Below are 18,554 nucleotides of genomic sequence, written 5' to 3'. Positions count from 1 at the left end.
ACAAGAGGTGCCATAAGCCTATATTTTTCAGTCAATTTCTTAGATATTTACAATTCGTTTAATACTAAGTGCAATTTTGGGAACGTTCCCGATAACGTTTGCATAAAAATATCAATTGCACCTAAATATTTTCTTTAAAAATAATAGGTACTTTTACCTTTCAGTAAAAGTATAATCTATTCAATAACCATCTATTAAGTATTAATTTTGAACTCTCTAGTGCAAAACGTCTTTGAAAAAACATTGGTAGAAGACAAAGAACTACCTTGGGAAATAGTGGGCGATAAAGTAAAACGTAAAATCATGTCTTATTCTAAAGACCTGATGCTCGTAAAAGTAGCCTTCGAAAAAGGAGGTATCGGAGCCGTCCACAAGCACCCACATCTACAAATCAGCTACATTGCCAATGGTGTTTTTGAAATTACCATTGATGGCGAAACCAAGTTACTAAAAGAAGGTGATGTTTATTTTGTGCCGTCTGATATACTGCACGGCGCAGTTTGCATAGAAGATGGAGTTCTGGTTGATGTCTTTAATCCGATGCGTGAAGATTTTATTCATACTTAAAAATTACCTCTATGAAATCATCATTTTTTACCCTCTGTTTTTCATTAGTTGGGGCATGGGCAGTGGCTCAGTATAATCCCGAAAAACCCGACCTATGCCAGGGGCGTTTTTATACCGAAGAACAAGCCGTAAAAGTACACGAAGATTTAGCTAAAAAATATACCGATAAAAAGAGCTGGGAAAAACACGCCACTCTTGTCAGACAGGGTATTCTTGAAGGTTCAGAACTGAACAAACTTAAATTGAAAAAACCTTCAAATATCACTATCCACAGCAAAAAAGAATTTAATGGTTATAGTGTAGAAAATGTATCGTTTCAGAGCTTAGAAGGCATTTATGTTACAGGTAATTTATACCGTCCGCTGGTTCAAAGTAAAAAAATGGCGGGTATTCTTTGTCCGCATGGCCACGGCCAAGACCCACGCCTGAAAGAATATACCCAACAACGTTGCGCTACATTGGCACGTATGGGTGCCGTAGTATTTGCCTACGATATGATAGGCATGGGAGACTCAAAACAATGCGATCATAAAATTCCAAAGGCCGTAAAACTACAATTAGCCAACAGCATAGCCGCATTAGATTTTCTGCTTGATTTACCAAATATAGACAAAGACCGTATCGGTATGACCGGAGAATCTGGCGGTGGTACACAAACTTTTTTACTCACAGCTATTGACCAACGAATTAAAGTTTCTGTACCAGTTGTAATGGTATCGGGTTATTTCTTTGGCGGTTGTGTTTGCGAAAGCGGCATGCCAGTTCACAAACGCCCTACACACCAGACAACCAATGTTGAAATAGCTGCACTTGCTGCGCCTCGCCCTATGATATTGATTTCAGATGGTGGAGACTGGACAAATAACACACCTAAACAAGAGTATCCTTTCATTAACAGAATATACGGTTTTTATGGTGCCGAAAAGCAGCTTGAAAACGTACACTTGCCGAACGAAAAACACGATTATGGGATTTCGAAACGTCTGGCAGCTTATGATTTTCTGGCAAAACACCTGAAACTTGATATTAATAAAGTAATGGTAAATGGCAAAGTAGACGAAAGCGCCAACACAGTATTAAGCCCAAGCGACTTACAGGTATTTGACGATAAACACCCACTACCCGCCAATGCGCTAATGGGCAACGAAGCTGTTATGAAACTATTAAACTAAGAGTAGGTTTAAATTTTGTTTTTCTGACCGAAAAGGATAGGTTTTTTAGCTAGACAAGGCGTATTTTGCAGATGTAGCCTGCAGCTACACGGTGCGCCGCTGCGATCGAAAAAATGCAACGCAGTATAGCTAAAAAAACTGCCTTTGTAAGTCGAAAAATAATTTTTAAACATACTCTAACTTTCAGATGAAAAATATCCTTTTACCATTGTTGGTAGTAGCTACGCTAGCTTGCAATTCCAACAAGAAGACCAATGAAACACAAACCACAATGAAAGCAGAGGAGACTTTTGGTTACGATTATGATTTTCTTAAAAAACACAAAGATGTAGTATTATTAGAACAAGATAGCATGAAGGTAGCCATTGTTGGCGACTATCAGGCACGTGTTATGACTAGTTCGGGTAAAGGCATGAGCGGCTTTAGTTATGGCTGGATAAACCATGACGTAATTGCCTCAGGGAAGTTGACACCCCACATGAACGCCTTCGGAGGAGAAGAACGCTTCTGGTTTGGCCCGGAAGGTGGGCAATATTCAGTGTTCTTCAAAAAAGGTACTTCTTTCGATTTTGCCAACTGGCAAACCCCTGCCGAAATAGATACGGTTTCTTATGATTTGGTAGAAAAACAAGCCAACAAAGCAGTTTTTACAAAAGATATGGAACTTGAAAACTATTCGGGTACTAAGTTTAAAGTAAACCTGAATCGTGAAATCAGTTTATTGAGCAAGACAGATGTTGAAAAACTCTTGGGTGTACCATTGAACGATGTAGCGTGGGTTGGCTATCAAACTAAAAATGCACTAAAAAACACCGGAACCGAAGATTGGGACAAGTCGAAAGGTGTACTTTCAATTTGGCTTCTGGGTATGATGAAGGCATCACCACAAAATACAATCATTATTCCTTACCAATCTGGCAAAGCTAACGAGATTAATGATGCGTATTTTGGCAAAATACCTGCCGAGCGATTAGTAAAGAAGGATGATATTCTATTTTTTAAGGCTGATGCGCAATCGAGAGGTAAACTTGGCGTTCCGCCGCAGGCTCTAAAACCGGTAGCAGGAAGTTACGATGCCGAGCATAAAATTCTGACAATCGTTCAGTTTGATTATAAAGGCGAAACCGACTATGTAAACTCAATGTGGGAGATTCAGAAAAACCCTTATAAAGGTGATGCCATTAATGCCTATAACGATGGTAAAAACGATTCAGGCTCGCAAATGGGGCAGTTCTATGAGTTAGAGACCTCGTCGCCGGCCATTGCCTTAAAACGCAACGAAACCCTTACGCATACCCAACGTACCTTCCATTTTGAAGGAGCAGAAAACACCCTTGATACTATTAGCAAAAAACTATTAGGCATCAGTTTATCAGAAGTCCCTAAACTTTGAAGCTATCAGTAAACACAAACTCCAATCCATGAAAAAATACAGATTACTACTACTACTCTTTACAATTACAAACATCAGCTATGCACAGGCCGATAAAACGCTATGGTACAAAAAACCTGCACAATATTTTGAAGAAACACTGGTGCTGGGCAATGGTAAACTAGGCGCTACGGTCTTTGGTGGTGTGCAGTCAGACAAAATTTATCTGAACGATGCCACACTGTGGTCGGGCGAGCCAGTAAATGCCAATATGAATCCCGAAGCCTACAAGCATATTCCGGCTATCAGAGAGGCATTGAAAAACGAAGATTACCAGTTAGCAGACAAACTTTATCGTAATATCCAAGGCAAATATTCAGAGTCGTTTGCGCCGTTAGGCACTATGTACATTAATTTTGGCAATACAGACGAAGCTCAGAATTACTACCGTGAGTTAAACATTAGCGATGCTATATCTAAAACTACTTACGAAATAAATGGTGTGAAATACACCAGAGAATACTTTGTATCGCACCCTGACCAGGTTATGGTCATTAAATTGAGCAGTAGTAAACCGGGAGCACTAAACTTTGAGGTAAAATTCAACAGTTTACTAAAAAACAAAGCTGTCGGCACTGCTGACTTGCTAAAAGTAGATGGTTATGCGCCCATAAAAGCTGCGCCTAATTATGTAAATATACCCGATGCCGTGGTGTTTGACGAAACCAAAGGCACACGCTTTACTACCCTGGCCAAAATCAAAAATAACGGCGGCGGCACAGTAGTAAACACCGATAGCACCATAGGCATTAAAAATGGAACAGATGCGCTGATTTTTGTTGCAATAGCTACCAGTTTCAATGGTTTTGATAAAAACCCTGCTACCGAAGGGCTCGATAATCAAGCAATAGCAGCCGCTAACCTTGCTAAAGCTTTTGCCAAAACATATACGCAGCTAAAACAGGTGCATATCAAAGACTATCAATCGTTTTTCAATCGGGTTAGCTTGAATTTAGGGCAAACCAATGCCCCTGTTCTACCAACCGACGAACGACTAAGACGCTATGCAGAAGGCAAAGAAGACAAAGTGCTTGAAGTGTTGTATTTCCAATACGGCCGCTATTTGTTAATCAGTAGCTCCCGTACAAATGGTGTTCCTGCTAACTTACAAGGTATCTGGAACCCATATATGCGTCCGCCTTGGAGTAGCAATTACACAACCAATATTAATGCTGAAGAGAATTACTGGTTAGCCGAAAACACCAACTTATCTGAAATGCACAGGCCGCTTTTAGGATTCATCAAAAATGCATCAGAAACAGGAAAAGTTACGGCTAAAACCTTTTACGGCGTAAATGGCTGGACGGTAGCCCACAACTCTGATATATGGGCTATGAGTAATCCGGTGGGTGATTTTGGTAAAGGCGACCCCGTATGGGCCAACTGGACGATGGGCGGCACATGGCTAAGCACCCACTTATGGGAGCACTACATTTTCACAAAAGACCTCAACTTCTTGAAAAACGAAGGCTATGAGCTTATGCGTGGTGCAGCACAGTTTTGCCTTGAGTTTCTGGTAGAAGATAAAAACGGGCATCTGGTTACCTCGCCATCTACTTCTCCCGAAAACAAATATGTTACCTCAACAGGCTACAAAGGTGCTACACTTTATGGCGCTACTGCCGACCTTGCCATGATTAGAGAATGCTTTGAGCAGACTATAAAAGCCTCTAAATTATTAAATACCGATGCCGAATTCAGAGCGAAACTTGAACAAGCATTAGCGAAATTATATCCTTACCAGATTGGTAAAAAAGGGAATCTGCAAGAATGGTATTATGACTGGGAAGACGAAGACCCAAAACACCGCCATCAGTCTCATTTGTTTGGCTTGTTTCCGGGTAACCATATTACTCCTGAGAAAACACCTTTATTAGCCGATGCCTGCCGTACAACGCTAGAAATTAAAGGCGATGAAACAACAGGCTGGTCGAAAGGCTGGCGGATTAATCTTTGGGCAAGACTTTGGGACGGTAACCATGCCTATAAAATGTATCGTGAATTGTTACACTATGTAGAGCCTGATGGCGTAAAAACCAATTATGCCCGTGGTGGTGGTACTTATCCTAACTTATTTGATGCCCACCCTCCTTTCCAGATTGATGGCAATTTTGGTGGAGCAGCGGCCGTAGCCGAAATGTTGGTGCAATCAGACGAAAATCAGATTCGTCTCTTACCTGCCCTACCCGACGAATGGGCAAGCGGCTCGGTAAAAGGTTTATGTGCCAGAGGTGGTTTTGAAATTGCTATGACCTGGGCTAATAAAAACATTAAAACACTGACGATATATTCGAAACAAGGCGGACAAACCACGATTATCAACGGTAAAAAATCAAAAAAGATTACCTTGAAAGCAGGGCAAAAACTTAATGTAACTCTGTAAGCCTGTTCGGTTCTGAATCATTTATAGATATTTTCTTAACATGAATACGAAAAAACTAATTGCTATTCTTTCTTTTGCCAGCTTAACAAGCGTAGCGCAAAAGCCTTATTCGGTGCAAATGGCTGAGTCTTTTATGACATGGCACAAAGATTCTATTACTGTAAAACCCAATAAACCTGCCGGATGGGATTACGAACAAGGCTTAGTACTAAAAGGACTTGAAAAAGTATGGTATCGTACCGGAGACGGTAAGTACTTTGAGTACATACGCAAAGACATGGACCGCTACGTGCAGAAAGATGGTAGTATTCGTACCTATGCCTATAATGATTTCAATCTTGATAATATTCCGACGGGAAGAGAATTGTTGATGCTTGCACAGCAGACGCAACCAGATAAAGAAAAATATATCAAAGCTGCGCATTTGTTGTGGAAACAAATCGAAAATCAGCCTAAAACCAAAGAGGGTGGCTATTGGCACAAACAACGCTACCCCAACCAGATGTGGCTCGACGGCCTGTTTATGTGCGAACCCTTTGCAGCAGAGTACAGCAAGCTTTTTAATAAAACTGAGCATTTTGATGACATTGCCAAACAATTTGCATTGATTGAAAAGCACGCCGTAGACGAACAAACAGGCCTGATTTATCATGGTTACGACGAGAGCCGTGAGCAAAAATGGGCCGATAAAAAAACCGGTCTTTCGCCACATTTCTGGAGTCGTGCCATTGGTTGGTATGCAATGGCTTTGGTTGATGTCTTGGATTATTTCCCTGAATATCACTCCGAAAAAGCTAATCTTATCAAATACTTGCAACGCCTTGCCCCTGCCCTGGTGAAATACCAGGACGTTAAAAGTGGCGTATGGTACCAAATGACCACTCAAGGTACACGCAAAGGCAACTATTTTGAGGCTTCGGGCTCGTGTATGTTTGTGTATGCCTTAGCCAAAGGCGTTCGTCAAGGTTATTTAGATGCTAAATACCTTGCAGCAGCTAAAAAAGGTTATGCAGGCATATTGAAAGAATTTGTAGAAAAAGAAAAAGATGGTACCATCAGCCTTAACAAAACTGTTAGTGTGGGTGGTTTGGGCGGCAACCCTTACCGTGATGGTTCGTATGAATATTACCTGAGCGAGCCTATCCGTAAGAACGATTTGAAAGGCGTTGGACCATTTATTTTTGCAAGTGTTGAAATGGAAATAGCCAACGAAAATGCCTTGGGCAAAGGCAAAATTGTAGCCGTTGATGGGCATTTTAACAATGAGTTCAGAAAAGATATAAATGGCAATCAGGAGAATTTCCACTACACATGGGACGACCGCATGCATTCGGGTTTCTGGGTATGGGGTAATATTTTTAATGAATTAGGGGCACGCACAACTACTATTAAAGCCGCCCCGACAGCCGAAAATCTGAAAGACATAAATGTGTATATCATTGTTGACCCTGATACCAAAAAAGAAACAGCAAAGCCTAATTTTATTCAGGCCAATGATATTAAAAATATCAGCAATTGGGTAAAGAATGGAGGTACCTTGGTAATGATGGCCAACGATACTGCCAACTGCGAACACAAAAACTTTAATCTACTAGCTAAAGAGTTTGGGATTCAGTTTTTGCCTAAAAACATAAACATGGTGCAAGGCACACAATGGGAACAAGGGCGACTTGATATTGCTGCTAATAATCCTGTGTTCAAAAATACCAAAGCCGTTTATATCAAAGAGCTTGCACCGCTTGCGCTCAGCGGCACGGCTAAGTCAATATTAACCGAGAAAGGCGAAGTGATTATTGCTACTGCCAAAGTCGGAAAAGGAACGGTGTTTGCCGTTGGTGACCCTTGGCTATACAATGAGTATACAGATGGCCGACGTATCCCGATTGTGTATGAGAATTTCAGCGCTGCTAAAGATTTAGCTACGTGGTTGTTGCAACAAAGCCCTAAGAAGTAGTTTATTGACTTAACTAATTATTTAAATACCACTGAGTATTTCCTTTTTGTCAAAATAGTATTAAAAAAAGAAAAATTAGGGCAGAATAAATTAATCGAAACTAAATAGTTTTGCTGAATAAATATTTCTAAAAATCAGAGAACTGCTAAAAGGACAGAAATATTCTTATAGCCAATCTCTAAAATTCACCCTTCCAGAGCGCATGAAACCGTTTTTAGACGAAGATTTTTTACTGCAAACCAAAACTGCTCGCACCCTCTACCACGAGTTTGCGAAAGATATGCCTATCATTGATTACCATAATCACTTGCCACCAGACCAGATTCTGAGCGATAAGGTATTCAAGAATATAACAGAAATATGGCTCTATGGCGACCACTATAAATGGCGTGCCATGCGTACCAATGGTATTAATGAAAAATATTGTACGGGCGATGCCTCTGACTACGAGAAGTTTGAGAAATGGGCAGAAACTGTGCCTTATACTATGCGTAATCCATTGTATCATTGGACACACCTTGAGTTACAGCGTTATTTCGATATAAAAGAGACTTTAAGCCCTGCAACGGCCAAAAAGATTTACGACATCAGCTCAGAGAAAATCAATTCGCCTGAGTTTTCGGTAAGAAATCTATTGAATAAAATGAATGTAAAAGTGGTTTGTAGTACCGACGACCCACTCGATAGTCTGGAATATCATCAGCAATTAAGAGAGGCTGGCGATTATGACGTAAAAGTGCTCCCAGCGTTCAGACCAGATAAATTCATTCTGATTGATAATCCTAATTTCCCGACTTATATCCAGAAACTAGGTGCAATCGTTAATTTCGAAATACAATCTTTTGAAGATTTACTAAAGGCCCTTCGCCAAAGAGCTGATTTCTTCGCTTCACAAGGCGGACAAATCTCTGACCACGGTTTAGAACAAATATATGCCGCTGATTTCACACCGGAAACAGCCGATAGTGCATTCAAAAATGCTATTTCGGGTAAAACGCTTTCAGAAGCCGAAGCAGTTGTTTTCAAATCGGCTATTCTGCACGAATTAGGTAAAATGTATGCCGAATTGGGCTGGACACAGCAATTCCACCTCGGTGCTTTGCGCAACAATAACAAACGTGCCATGCGTGTGCTAGGCCCAGATACTGGTTGGGACTCAATCGGGGACTGGTCGCAGGCTTCTGCTTTATCTAAATTCTTAGGCAAGCTTGACGAATACGACCAATTAGCTAAAACCATTATTTACAACCTGAATCCTAGAGATAATGAATTGATTGCCACAATGGTTGGTAATTTCAACGATGGTTCAATGGCAGGTAAAGTACAATTTGGTTCAGGCTGGTGGTTCCTCGACCAGAAAGATGGCATGGAAAAACAAATCAATGCACTCTCAAACATGGGGCTTCTGAGCCGTTTCATTGGTATGCTTACCGACTCACGCAGTTTCTTATCATTCCCTCGCCACGAATATTTCCGCCGAATCCTTTGTAACATCTATGGTAACGACATCGAAAACGGTGAACTGCCTAATGATATACCTTGGATTGGTGAAACCATACAGAATATTTGTTACAACAACGCCAAAAATTACTTTGGCTGGTAATTAAAGAGCAATATGAAACGCTTTGTGATTCTTTTTTGCTTCATTACCTGCCAGGTATCTGCGCAAGTATCTACCAACAAGCCTTGGGCTTATTGGTGGTGGATGGGTAGTGCCGTTACTAAAGAGGGAATCACGCAAAATTTGCAAGAATATGCCAAAGCGGGTTTTGGCGGTATGCACATTATACCTATTTATGGTGTAAAGGGTGAAGAAAGCAAGTTTCTGCCGTTTTTATCAACAGAATGGCTCGAAATGCTTGATTTTACCTTGCAAGAAGCCAGGAAAAACAATCTGGGTATCGACCTCACCTTAGGTACAGGTTGGCCATTTGGTGGTAAAAGTGTTTCGCCACAAGATGCCGCACAGGCATTTAAAGTAGAAGAACAAAACGGGAAATATACGCTAACATTTTCGCCTACCAATCAAAAAGTAAAAAGGGCTGCACCGGGCGGAGAAGGCTTGGTAGTTGACCATTTTAATAAAGAGGCCGTAGAGCGTTATTTACAGACATTCAAAGAAGCATTCGGGCAGAAGAATTATCCTGTCCGTGCTTTTTATAATGATTCTTACGAGGTTTATGGTGCCAACTGGACGGTTAATTTCTTTCAGCGTTTTAAAGAACTAAGAGGCTACGATTTGCAAGACCACCTTGATGTATTAGCTAAAGAAAAAGCCGAAACCGAAAGAGAAAAACTTATCTGGGGAGATTACAACGAAACCTTATCAGATATTTTGCGTGACGATTTCACCAAAACATGGATAAATTGGTCGAAGCAGCAAGGCAAAATTACCCGTAACGAAGCACATGGTTCTCCGGCTAATATCTTAGATTTATACGCCATTGCCGACATACCCGAAACAGAGTTTTTTGGTAGTAAGCCCTACGACATTCCGCTTTCACGCATAGACCCTGACTACGAAGAAAATCGCTTTGGTTTGCCCGATGCACTCGTGGTAAAATTAGCTTCATCGGTAGCGCATGTAACTGGCAAGAAATTAGTTAGTTCTGAAACAGCAACCTGGCTTGGCAACCATTTTAAGGTATCGCTTGCGCAGGTAAAACCAATTATCGATGAATCGTTTATTGGTGGCGTAAACCATGTTTTTTATCATGGGCTGCCTTACTCACCACCAAATGAACCGTTTCCGGGTTGGTTGTTTTATGCTTCTACCAATTTTAACCAACAAAGCCATTTCTGGGAATATCTGCCCGAATTGAATAATTACATTGCCCGTTGTCAGGCAAAACTGCAAAACAGCAAGCCTGATAACGATATTCTGATGTATTTTCCTTTCTATGACCTTTGGCAGTCGGTTGGCAACAAGGCCAAAACCCATGCAATTGATGTGCATGCCATCATGCGAGATGGTATGCTAAAACCAAAATCAGCCTTTGGCGATTTATGTAAAACACTCATGGCACAAGGCTATAGTTTCGATTTTATCTCTGATTTACAATTAAAAAACGCTCAGGCTAGTAATAAGCAATTGATTACACAAGGCAAGCAAAACTACAAAGCAATCGTTGTTCCGCCTGTAAAATACCTTCCTTTGGCTACATTGGCATTATTAGAGAAATACAAAAGTGCCGGTATTCAGGTATTTTTTATTGACCAATTACCAAAATCTACCACAGGTTTTAAAGATTGGGAAAAACACCAAGCACAGTTTGAGGCATTACTACCGAAATTGAGCAAGAATCTTAGTTCAGATATTGTCTCAAGCTTAAAATCTGCCGGAATCAGACAAGAGAATATGTCTGAGTTAGGACTGTCGTTTATCCGCAAGAAAACTGCTAAAGGCACACTCTATTTTGTCAGCAATTTAGGTAAGCAGTATCAGAATGGAAAAATCCAGTTAGCTACATCAGCACAAGCCATCAGAATATCAGACCCGCTCCATCAAAAAAACGGACTGGTGAGCTTCAAACGAATTGCTCCGAATCTGATAGAAATACCACTTACGCTTTATGGTGGACAAAGTGTCTTTATTGAAGCATTGACACAAAAGCCTGCTGGCGAAAAAACTTATAATCAGAAAAATACAGGCGAAACCATTGTACTTAAAGGCCAATGGAAAGTAGATTTTATCAAAGGACATCCTTTTATCCCTCATTCCTTTCAGACCGACAGCTTGCAATCGTGGGTGAATCTTAGTGATACTACTGCGCAGTATTTCAGTGGTACGGCTCGCTATCAATTAAGTTTCGACCTTGATAAATCGCAGATTAAAAACGGCTGGATAGACCTTGGCGATGTGCGAGAAATGGCTACTGTAAAACTCAATGGCACAGACTTGGGTAAATATTGGTCTTTACCGTTCAGAGTACCTTTTACAGCCGATATGTTAAGTACAAGCAACAAATTAGAAATAGAAGTAAGCAATTTATCAGCTAACCGAATTAGGTATTTAGATAAAACAGGAGTAAATTGGAAGAAATTTTATGACACCAACATGGTGGACATCCGTTATCAACCCTTTAATGCCGCAAAGTGGGAGCCCGTTCCGTCAGGTCTTCTTGGCAAAGTACAATTAATTTTTGAGGAGTAAATCCCTCTCTGAAAAGCCTCAACCTCTTTTCAGCGCCTAATCTTTTTAACCCTATTAACTATGGAAAAAATCGGAAAGTATCGTTGGACTATCTGTAGTCTACTGTTTCTTGCAACCACTATTAATTACCTCGACCGAAACGTTATTAGTTATTTAAAACCGTACCTGGCAGCAGCATTCAACTGGACACCCGAACAAGAAGTTATCGACTACTCTAATATCGAAATCGCTTTTAAGTTTGCCTATGCCTTCGGGATGTTTTTTGCAGGCGGATTCATTGACAAATTCGGAACAAAATTAGGTTATGCTATCGCAACAGGTCTTTGGAGCGTAGCAGCCGTAGCACACGCTTTTTGTACCGGAACGTTAGGTTTTATTGTTGCCCGTGTTTTTTTAGGCGCAACAGAAGCCGGAAATTTCCCTGCGGCCATCAAATCAGTAGCCGAATGGTTCCCTCAAAAAGAAAGAGCTTTGGCTACGGGTTTCTTTAACTCTGGTACAAACATCGGCGCTATTATTGTGCCACTTTCAGTGCCATTCATTGCTGAGCAATGGGGTTGGCAATGGGCTTTTATTCTTACAGGCGCAATCGGTTTTATCTGGCTTATTTTATGGTTTATTTACTACGAAGTACCCGAAAAACAAGCACGTTTATCAAAAGCCGAGTTTGATTATATCAATTCTGACAAATCAGAACCTGCCACAAAAGAAAGTGTTTCGTGGGGTAAACTTTTAACTTTCCCTCAAACGTGGGCATTTGCTATAGGCAAATTCCTTACCGACCCCGTTTGGTGGTTTTACCTATTCTGGCTACCAGATTTCTTAATGAAAGAATACCACCTGAAATCTACCGAAATCGTTTGGCCGTCGGCATTTGTTTATATCATTGGTAGTGTGGGCAGTATCTTTGGCGGATGGCTACCTATGAACCTTATCAATAAAAACTGGCCTGCCTTTAAAGCCCGTAAAACAAGTATGCTCATCTATGCAATTGCTGTACTACCGGTATTGCTATCTCAATATCTAGGAGCCATTAATATGTGGCTCGCTGTATTGGTAATCGGTATTGCAGCATCTGCTCACCAGGCATGGAGCGCCAATATTTTTACTACCGTATCTGATATGTTCCCTAAAAAAGCCACTGGCTCAGTAACCGGCATTGGTGGTATGTTTGGTGGTTTAGGAGGTATTTTGCTTACATGGTTGGTACAAAAAAATATGTTTGTGTACTACACCAAAATCGGGCAGATACAAACCGGATACTTCATCATGTTCTGTATTTGTGGTGGGGCGTATCTTTTGGCGTGGCTGATTATGCACATATTAGTACCAAAAATGAAGAAAGTAGAACTGTAATAAGATTCTTTTAACCTAAAGAATGATAATTTAGTATGAAAAAATTAATTGTATTAGGGCTGTTTTTATTGGTCAGCCAGTTTTTGTTCGGGCAAGATATAAAAGCCACTATCGAAGATTTAGAGAAAAAGCGTTTTGCTGCGCAGGTTGCCAAAGATGCCGATTATATGAATAAAATCTTTGCCGATGACTTGGTGTATGTACACTCAAGCGGCAAAACCGATAATAAAGAGGCCTACATAGCTTCGGTTTTAAATGGCAGTAGTGTTTACTCAAAAGTAGACATTGAAGAGCTTACAGTAAGAGCCTATAACAAAGGGCAAACGGCTGTAGTAAACGGCACAGTTATGATTACTCAACCACCTGTTGATGGTAAGCCAACGCTATTACACCTGCGCTATCTGGTTGTTTATGTGAAAGATAGTAAAAAAGGCTGGCAATTAAACTCGTGGCAGTCGTCTAAACTGGCAAAGTAGTTTCTATTTTTATTCTAAGCATAATTACTGGTTTTACCATTATCCGGAGTTTTTGGGGGTGGTAAAACCATTCTTGCATTTAGCAAAGTACACCTAAACAGACCTATTCATAATTATAAAATGAAGAAATTAGCTTCTTTATCGGGATTCCTCCTACTTTTTTTACTGACATGCGTAAATGCACAAATACCCCAGGTACTCACACAAGCCAAAACAGCCGAAGAAGTTGGTTTTTCGAGCGAAAGGTTAAAGAGGCTCGACGCTCATTTTCAGGATATTGTTGATAAAGGCATTGCACCAAATGTCGTTACTTTGGTTGCTCGCAAAGGCAAAATTGTGCACGAAAAAGCCTTTGGTTTTAGTAATCTGGAAAGCAAAACACCATTAAAAAAAGACGATATTTTCCGTATCGCCTCTCAGTCAAAACTTATTTCTACTATTGGCCTGATGATGTTATTTGAAGAGGGTAAGTTTTTTCTTGACGAACCTATCTCTAAGTACATTCCATCATTCAAAGATGCCAAAGTCTTGGTAAGTTACGACGAGAAAGACCGCAGCAAGTATATTACTCGCCCTGCCAAATCAGCCATTACTATACGCCAATTATTGAGCCATTCGGCAGGTATTCCGTACGAGCACCCTTTGCAAGATTTACCTGCATTCAAAGTACCATTTTTCTGCTCTGCTGACAACGATGTACTGAAAGATGTAGTAGACAAAATAGCCGCTCGTCCGCTCCTGTCAGACCCCGGCACACAGTTTACTTATGGTTTGAATACAGATGTTATCGGCCGCTTGATTGAAATACTTTCAGGGATGCCGTTTGATGAATACCTGAATAAAAAAGTTCTCGGCCCTTTGGGTATGAACGATACATATTTTTATCTGCCTGCCGATAAAGCTAATCGATTGGTTGAATTATATTCTAAAGGTAGTACTACCGATAAACTTAGCCTTCATAACAACGAAACCTACCGTAAATATGCCATAAGTGGGCAAAAAACCTATTTTTCGGGTGGTGCGGGTTTAGTGAGTACAATTCAGGACTATGCCAAAATCTGCCAGTTTATTTTGAACAAAGGTGAGTTTAATGGCAAAAGGCTATTAAGTAAAAGCAGCGTAGACCTAATGGCACGCAACCAGATAGGCGAAAGTTTTGTATGGGACAGACAAGATAAATTTGGGCTTGGTTTACAGATTATTACGCCCGAATCTCATTATGGAGATAACGCTACGCCGGGTTCGCTTACATGGGGAGGAATGTATTGTTCAGAATACACCATCGACCCTAAAGAAGATTTGATTCTGTTGGTATTTACCAATGTTCAGCCTTATGCACATTATTCTGAAATTGTAAGAAAATTCAGAATTTTGGTATATCAGGCACTTTTATAAATATTTCAATGGGCAATGATTTAAAAAATCGTTTTACAAAGTCCGATTTTCTAACGACCTTTGCCCTTCACGTCAATTCTATTATTTCAATAAAAAATGGCACATCCGTTAGAAGGAGTAGGTGTAGCTTTAATAACACCATTTGATGAACAGCACGAAGTTGATTTTGAGGCTTACGGCAGGCTGCTCGACTTTACAAGCACAGGCGGGGTAGATTACTTTGTTGTACAAGGTACAACAGGCGAAACATCTACTACTACTACCAAAGAAAAGGCCGATTTATTAAAGTACACTAAGGAAAACAACCCTAAGAATCTTCCGATTGTTTTTGGCTTAGGTGGCAACAACACTAAAGCAGTTTTAGAAACCATCAAAACAACTGATTTAGAAGGTGTTACAGCTATTCTATCGGTTTGTCCATATTATAATAAGCCTTCACAGGCTGGTTTAATTGCTCACTTTACAGCCATTGCAGATGCATCTCCGGTGCCTGTTTTGTTGTACAATGTACCAGGCCGCACGGTTATTCACCTGCAAATACCAACCGTAGTTGAGTTAGCAAAACACCCGAATATTATTGGTATAAAAGATGCCAGCACTATTGAAAACGCACTAGAACTAGCCAAACGTTGCCCAGAAGATTTTCTTCTGTTATCAGGTGATGATAACCTGGTTACTACTTCTATTAGCGTGGGTTTCAAAGGTGTTATTTCAGTAATTGCCAATGCATTCCCGAAAGAGTTTGGTGAAATGACCTGGGCTGCATTGAATGGTGATTTCAAGAAAGCCGCCGACTTACAAAGAAGATTTGTAGATTTTGATACTTTGCTTTACACAGAGTCGAATCCGGTAGGTATCAAAAAATGCCTTGAAATTAAAGGCATCTGTAGTTCAGAAGCACGCTTGCCCTTAGTAAAAGCCAGCCATGCTCTAGGTGAAAAACTAGAAAAAGCCATGATTGCCGAAGGCTTCTGGCAATAAGCACGATATATAGATTATTCGTCTAAAGGTGAGTCTAACTCACCTTTTTCGTTTCTATAGAAATAGAGTGCATCTCGCACCGAAATATTGATTTCAAAACCCAGTATCAGAATCAAGGCAATCAGATACAACCATACCATCAGGGCAATCAGTGTACCAATAGAACCATACAATTTGTTGTAAGAGTTGAAATTTGCCAGATAAAACGAAAAAAGGTTTGTAGCCAGAATACCCAAGAAAGAAGCGATGAACGCACCCATGTTAAAAAATTTCAGTTTTTTGTGCACCGCAGGGGCAAAATAATAAATTACACATACCCCAAAATAGAAAATCAGAAAGATACCTCCGTATCGCACTATCTGAAATAAATAGAAGGTAAAATTTTCGTTCAGCAAACCTTTTGCAAACAGAAAATCAATAAAGATTCTACCTACGATTAACACCACCACAGCACATACCATTACTATTATTAATAATACGGTCAAGAAAAGCGCCATTAATCTGGCTTTCAGATAATTACGTTTCTCTTTTACATGCAGAGCCATATTAAAAGCACGCATCAGAGCCATCATGCCATTGGTAGCAGCAAAGACAGTAAAGAAAAAACCGAACGACAATATATCGCTTCGTTTTCTGCTCACAATATCTTGTATTGTAAGCGCAATATTCTCATAAATTCCACGAGGAATAGCATCTTCCAGAAAGCCCATAATCAGGCGATCGAGATGGTTGATAGGAATGAAAGGAATAAGCGTAAATAAGAAAATTATTCCCGGAAAAACCGCCAGCAAAAAACTATACGAAACCGACGCCGCACGCTGGTCGATATCGAAAGTTATAATTTTTTTCCAGAGAATTGTCAACAAATGGTACAGCGAAACAGTTGTGTTCCATAGATAGATACTTTCAAGGAAATGTTTAAGTCGTTTCAAATTAAAAACTCTGTTGGTTTGTTACAAAAATACAAATTTACTTGATTTAACTATCCATAATACTGATTTTCATGTATTTTAGCGATATTGCAAGCAATAAATTTAACAAAAATTAAGCGTGCGTATAGGCAATAAAAGTGCATGTTTTTACATTTTAGCAATACACAATTTTAATAAACCGATATTCTTATGCGATATAACATACTCTGGGCAGACGACGAAATAGACCTACTAAAACCATACATTATTTTTCTACAAGGCAAAGGTTATGATGTAACACCTGTACCAAGTGGCGCCGATGCCATTGACAAGGTAGAAACCGAACGCTTTGATGTGGTTTTTCTAGACGAAATGATGCCTGGTATGACAGGGCTTGAAACACTATCGCAGATTAAAGTTATTAAACCTAATTTGCCTGTAGTAATGATTACGAAGTCGGAAGAGGAGCGAATTATGGAAGATGCTATCGGTTCAAACATAGCTGACTACTTGATAAAACCACTGAATCCGAACCAGATATTGCTCTCGGTAAAGAAGATTCTTGAAAATAAACGCCTCATTTCAGAAAAAACTAATCTTGGTTATCAGCAAGACTTCCGTAACCTGGCCATGCAGTACAACGACCGCATCGGGCATCAGGAATGGGCCGAAATCTACAAAAAACTTATCTATTGGGAGCTTCAACTCGATAAATCGGAAGATAAAAGCATGGAAGAAGTATTTGGCATGCAAAAATCAGAAGCCAATTCTAATTTTTGTAAGTTTATAGAAGAAAACTACGAAGACTGGCTCAACGACCCTAAAGCAGATAAACCCTTGCTTTCGCACCAGTTGATGAAGAAAAAAGTTTTCCCGCTCGTGCAATCTAATTCTCCGCTCTTTTTCTTACTGATTGACAATTTGCGCTACGACCAATGGAAAGTGCTTGAAGAAGTAATTAATGACTACTTCAATGTAGAAGAAGAAAGCGATTATTATGCTATTCTGCCAACGGCTACCTCGTATGCACGTAATGCCATATTCTCGGGCTTGATGCCATCTGACATGGCAAGGCAACACCCTGACCTTTGGGTAAATGATGAAGGCGAAAAAGAAGATGCCCTAAACAACAACGAGGCAGAGTTTTTGAAACGCCAGATTGACAAAAGCCGCCTGAATATCAGTTTTTCTTACCATAAAATTCTGAATACAAGCCAAGGTAAAAGTTTGGTTGATAATTTTAACAACCTACTAAAAAACCAACTGATAGCCATAGTTTATAACTTTGTAGATATGCTTTCGCATGCCCGTACCGAAATGGGTATGATTAAAGAATTAGCCCCTGACGAATCAGCTTATCGCTCTATTACCAGGTCCTGGATTGAGCACTCGCCTTTGTTAGATTTACTAAAGAAAATCGCAGAGAAAAAAGGCCGCTTGGTAATTACAACCGACCACGGTATGATTCGGGTAAGACATCCTAAAAGAATTGTGGGTGATAGAAACGTAAATACGAATTTACGTTATAAACAAGGTAAAAACCTGAACTTGGACGATAAAGACGACCACGTTTTGGTAGTACGCCGCCCAGAGTTATTTATGTTGCCAAAACCTAATGTTTCTACGGCCTATTTCTTTACAATGGAAGATTATTTCTTTGCGTATCCGAATAATTATAACCATTATGTGAGTCATTATAAAGATACATTCCAGCATGGAGGTATTTCGATAGAAGAAATGATAGTTCCGTTTGCGTATCTGACTGCGAAATAGT

General features: G+C 40.1%; 13 protein-coding genes. 12 read left to right on the top strand and 1 reads right to left on the bottom strand.

What is annotated here, in order from left to right:
• The first annotated feature begins 219 nt into the window (after positions 1–219).
• The 11 genes from WAE64_RS17355 (at position 220) to dapA (ending at position 15,869) form a co-directional block, all read left to right on the top strand.
• Complete coding sequence (locus WAE64_RS17355) at positions 220–567, top strand: cupin domain-containing protein (RefSeq protein WP_340238749.1); 348 nt, start codon at positions 220–222, stop codon at positions 565–567.
• A gap of 11 nt (positions 568–578) precedes the next feature.
• Entirely contained in the window at positions 579–1,739 is a 1,161-nt protein-coding gene (locus WAE64_RS17350; RefSeq protein ID WP_340238747.1) for an alpha/beta hydrolase, read from the top strand.
• 187 nt (positions 1,740–1,926) lie between these two features.
• The gene (locus WAE64_RS17345) at positions 1,927–3,132 is read left to right on the top strand and encodes a DUF6786 family protein (RefSeq protein WP_340238745.1); all 1,206 of its coding nucleotides are present in this window, start codon (positions 1,927–1,929) and stop codon (positions 3,130–3,132) included.
• Positions 3,133–3,160: 28 nt separating this feature from the next.
• The gene (locus WAE64_RS17340; RefSeq protein WP_340238743.1) at positions 3,161–5,554 is read left to right on the top strand and encodes a glycoside hydrolase family 95 protein; all 2,394 of its coding nucleotides are present in this window, start codon (positions 3,161–3,163) and stop codon (positions 5,552–5,554) included.
• Positions 5,555–5,594: 40 nt separating this feature from the next.
• Complete coding sequence (locus tag WAE64_RS17335) at positions 5,595–7,508, top strand: glycoside hydrolase family 88 protein (RefSeq protein WP_340238741.1); 1,914 nt, start codon at positions 5,595–5,597, stop codon at positions 7,506–7,508.
• A gap of 202 nt (positions 7,509–7,710) precedes the next feature.
• Positions 7,711–9,111, top strand: coding sequence for a glucuronate isomerase (uxaC, locus tag WAE64_RS17330; protein WP_340238740.1), 1,401 nt, complete (start codon positions 7,711–7,713; stop codon positions 9,109–9,111).
• Between the two features lie 12 nt (positions 9,112–9,123).
• Positions 9,124–11,661, top strand: a complete 2,538-nt coding sequence (locus WAE64_RS17325; protein ID WP_340238738.1) for a glycosyl hydrolase — start codon at positions 9,124–9,126, stop codon at positions 11,659–11,661.
• 60 nt (positions 11,662–11,721) lie between these two features.
• A complete protein-coding gene (locus tag WAE64_RS17320; protein WP_340238736.1) occupies positions 11,722–13,017 on the top strand; it encodes an MFS transporter in 1,296 nt (431 codons plus the stop codon).
• 35 nt (positions 13,018–13,052) lie between these two features.
• Positions 13,053–13,493 (top strand): nuclear transport factor 2 family protein, encoded by a 441-nt coding sequence (locus WAE64_RS17315; RefSeq protein ID WP_340238734.1) that lies wholly within the window; start codon positions 13,053–13,055, stop codon positions 13,491–13,493.
• Positions 13,494–13,613: 120 nt separating this feature from the next.
• Positions 13,614–14,888, top strand: a complete 1,275-nt coding sequence (locus tag WAE64_RS17310; protein WP_340238732.1) for a serine hydrolase domain-containing protein — start codon at positions 13,614–13,616, stop codon at positions 14,886–14,888.
• A 96-nt stretch (positions 14,889–14,984) separates the two neighbouring features.
• Positions 14,985–15,869: a 4-hydroxy-tetrahydrodipicolinate synthase gene (dapA, locus tag WAE64_RS17305; RefSeq protein ID WP_340238730.1), complete on the top strand. Its 885-nt coding sequence runs from the start codon at positions 14,985–14,987 to the stop codon at positions 15,867–15,869.
• A gap of 14 nt (positions 15,870–15,883) precedes the next feature.
• Here the strand turns inward: dapA and WAE64_RS17300 are convergent, their stop codons facing one another.
• Positions 15,884–16,801 carry a YihY/virulence factor BrkB family protein gene (locus tag WAE64_RS17300; RefSeq protein WP_340238728.1) on the bottom strand — a complete coding sequence of 306 codons (918 nt, stop codon included), beginning with the start codon at positions 16,799–16,801 and terminating at the stop codon, positions 15,884–15,886.
• 189 nt (positions 16,802–16,990) lie between these two features.
• Between WAE64_RS17300 and porX the strand changes: the two genes are divergently transcribed.
• Positions 16,991–18,553 carry a T9SS response regulator signal transducer PorX gene (porX, locus tag WAE64_RS17295; protein ID WP_340238726.1) on the top strand — a complete coding sequence of 521 codons (1,563 nt, stop codon included), beginning with the start codon at positions 16,991–16,993 and terminating at the stop codon, positions 18,551–18,553.
• Position 18,554 lies beyond the last annotated feature (1 nt).

The organism is Emticicia soli, from assembly GCF_037860775.1.
Lineage (GTDB): Bacteria > Bacteroidota > Bacteroidia > Cytophagales > Spirosomataceae > Emticicia > Emticicia soli.
The sequence above is the reverse complement of the archived record's forward strand: the minus strand, read 5'-3'. Positions and strand labels throughout refer to the sequence as shown.